The 3,457-nt window shown below is 40.4% G+C and carries 2 protein-coding genes; both read left to right on the forward strand.

Features of this window, described 5'->3' with window-relative positions:
* The coding region (locus ACR2F7_RS12025; RefSeq protein WP_432713803.1) for a RagB/SusD family nutrient uptake outer membrane protein at positions 1 to 1,382 on the forward strand (1,382 nt) is incomplete at its 5' end.
* 91 nt (positions 1,383 to 1,473) lie between these two features.
* The coding region (locus ACR2F7_RS12030) for a SusC/RagA family TonB-linked outer membrane protein (protein WP_432713804.1) at positions 1,474 to 3,457 on the forward strand (1,984 nt) is incomplete at its 3' end.

Genomic DNA, 3,457 nt, shown 5'->3' on the forward strand with positions numbered 1-3,457 from the left:
CCATGTTGCCCGGTAAATGGGCTGCAACCTCAGACTGGGGCAGAATTACAAGTGGTGCTTCTGCTGCCTTAAAAGGTAGGGTATTATTGACTTATGCTAGTCCATTATTCAATAGAAATGACGACAGAGCAAGATGGCAAAAAGCGTATGAGGCTAATTTAGCGGCAAAAACTTTGCTTGAAGCCAATGGTTTTAGCTTATACAAAAAAGGAACTTTAGCCAATGCTTCTGCATGGGCTAACATGTTTGTGGAAGAAGTAAACAATGTGGAAGCCGTAATGGTATTTGGCTTTAACAGCGTTGCTTCTGGCAATCCTCAACGCAACAGTGGCTGGGAGCAAGCCGTTAGATCTAAAGATATCAATGGTGCTGGTTCTATTTCTCCAACCAAACAAATGGTAGATGCTTTCCCTATGAAAGACGGTAAGATGCCCGGTTCATCAACTTATGATTATAGCGATCAGAAATTTTATAAAAACCGAGATCCTCGTTTTTACAAAACCTTTGTTTATAATGGTGCCTTATGGCCTTATAAAGAAAATACGAATTACAGACAATGGACTTATACCTGGAAATCTGCAGCAAATAAAACTGTTTATGACAAAACAACAGAAACAAAAGGCGCCAATTCAAGTGGTATTTATTTAGCTAAGGCGTCAAGCCCTCTGGCAAGTAATGCTACCGGTGATTTTAAATTAAGCCCTACAGATTTCATGGAGATCCGTTTTGCTGAAGTGGTGTTAAACCTGGCAGAATCAGCTATTGGTGCTGATAAAGTTGGTGAAGGTATGGAAGGCATTAAATCCATCAGGGAACGTGCCGGTGTAGAGAATAAAGACGGTTCTTATGGTTTAGCTGGAATTTCTGCTCGTGACGATGCCTTTGCCGCGGCCTTAAATGAACGAAAAATTGAATTTGCCTATGAGGGTAAACGTTTCTGGGATTTAAGAAGATGGATGCTTTTTACAGATGAATTCGGTACAACGGCTAGGTTAAAAATGACCCCATTGAACGGAACACGCAGAACAGGTTTTTATATTTCCGTGAAAACGACTGCAGGTGCTGATTTTGTGGGTACTAATGATCCGCTGATTAAAATAGGAACAAATGCAGCAACAATCATTGAGCGTGAGCCAGCAGTTTTACCTGCAGGTTTTGCCAACTATGACGCTTACCTTGATTATTTATATGACAATCACTTTAAGGTTACTGTTAAAGATGACCTTGACAATACAAGTACAGCAAACTGGAAATTCAAATGGTATAAAGAATATTATTTCTTTGGTATCAACCAGACGGCTTTAAGTGGTTCTCCTTACCTTGAACAAACTATTGGTTGGAATAGTATTAATGGTTCCGGAACATTTGATCCATTAAAATAATACTTATCTCACATATAAAGAGGCTGTTTGAGTTCCTTCGGGAAGATCAAACAGCCTTTTTTTTAAAATTTTACAAGTCTAAATAACACCAATGAACCTAAACTTAAAAATGCATTTTGCCAAAAATAAGGTGTCTACCTTGTTTTTGAGTTGTCTGTTTATTTCACAAGGGAGTAGTGCTGCGGCGCTTTCCCCTAAAGAAAAAAACACAAATTATATTTTTGAACGTGCCCTTAAAGCGGCTATCCCCATTACCGGGATCGTGAAAGACAAAAATGGAGCACCACTTCCCGGTGTTTCTGTAAAAGTTAAAGGATCATCTGCAGGCATCAGTACCTCCTCAAATGGCGCCTTCCAAATCAATTTAACTACGGGTAACGAAACCTTGGTTTTTTCCATGCTGGGTTATCAAACACAAGAGGTCGCTTTAAATGGACGTAAAGAAATCAACGTGCAGCTGCAAGATGAAATCAGTGACCTTGATGAGGTCGTTGTGGTGGGTTATGGTACAGTAAAAAAGCGCGACTTAACCGGCGCTGTATCCTCCGTAAAAGCAGGGGATATCATGCTTACGCCAACGGCTAACGTAATGGATGCCCTCCAGGGTAAAGTATCTGGAATGGATATCCTGAAATCTTCTGGAAGAGCAGGTTCAGAAATGGAAATAGCAGTACGCGGAAACCGTTCTCTATTTGGAGGCAATGGCCCCCTATATATCATTGATGGTATTGCGGGCAGTTATTCCAGCTTAAATCCATCTGATATTGAATCTGTCGATGTATTGAAAGATGCCTCCTCAACCGCTATTTACGGTTCAGCGGGCGCTAACGGCGTTGTGATCATCACTACTAAAAAAGGAAAATCCGGTAAGGCTGTTGTTAATTTCGACTCTTTCTTTGGTTACAATGGCTTCCCTAAATTTCCACATGGACTGCAGGGTGATGCTTACATGAACTTAAGACGTGAAGCTTATCGTGGTGAACATGGAAACTATCCTGAATTTATGAACGATATTTTCACCAATCCCTTACAATTAAAAGCTTATGAGCAGGGCAAATGGGTAGATTGGGTAGATTTATCGCTTAAAGATGGTACGCAACAGAACTATAGTGTTTCAGTAAATGGTGGTACAGACAAAACCAGTGCTTACCTCTCTTTAAATTATAACGATGAACAGGGATTAGTTAAATTCGATCAATACAAAAAGTATGCAGTAAGGGCAAATGTCGACCATATCATTAGTAAGTTTGTCAAGGTAGGGACCAATTTACAGTTAACTTATACAGATAATGACCAGGCTGCTCAAAATATATTCGGCAACAGTTTAACATTTCTTCCTCTTGGCGATGCCTTTGATGAAGCAGGAAATATCAACCATATTCCTGTTGATGCCATAACCAGCCCCTTATCAGACCAGATTCCTGACCAGTATGTCAACAATACACTGAAAACCTATTTCGCTGGTAATGCTTATGTGGAGTTCGCCCCTTTTAAAGGGTTTACTTATAGGTCTGTTATTGGAACTACCTTAGGTTCATCAAGAAATGGGAAATATTTTGGTAGCCAGTCCATTGCCAATCCTGAGGCAGGTTTTAAACTCCCCGCTGCAGTGATCACCAATGATAGAGATTACAATTACCGTTGGGAAAATATTTTGGGTTATGCCTTTACCATCCATAACGATCATCAATTTAACTTAACAGGGGTAACTTCATGGGCAAAAAATCAAACCGAACAGGCTTATGCCGGTGGTTCTGGTTTTGATCTGGATTCTTATTCTTTTTATAACCTTGCTGGTGCTAACACGTCGGTCATCAGGTCAAATTACCTCCGTACACAGTCTATGTCTTTTGTAGGCCGTGTAAATTATAATTACAAAGGTAAATACCTGTTCTCCTTCTCTAACCGATGGGATGGTGTTTCCCGATTGTCTGAAGGCAATAAATGGGATACCTTTCCTGCTGGAGCTGTTGCCTGGAGAGTGAGCGATGAAGAATTCTTTAAAGGAATTACTGCTGTGTCTAGTTTTAAAATCCGTGCAGGCTATGGAGTTACAGGAAACGCCGGCCCTTTAA

The organism is Pedobacter sp., assembly GCF_045628745.1.
Lineage (GTDB): Bacteria > Bacteroidota > Bacteroidia > Sphingobacteriales > Sphingobacteriaceae > Pedobacter.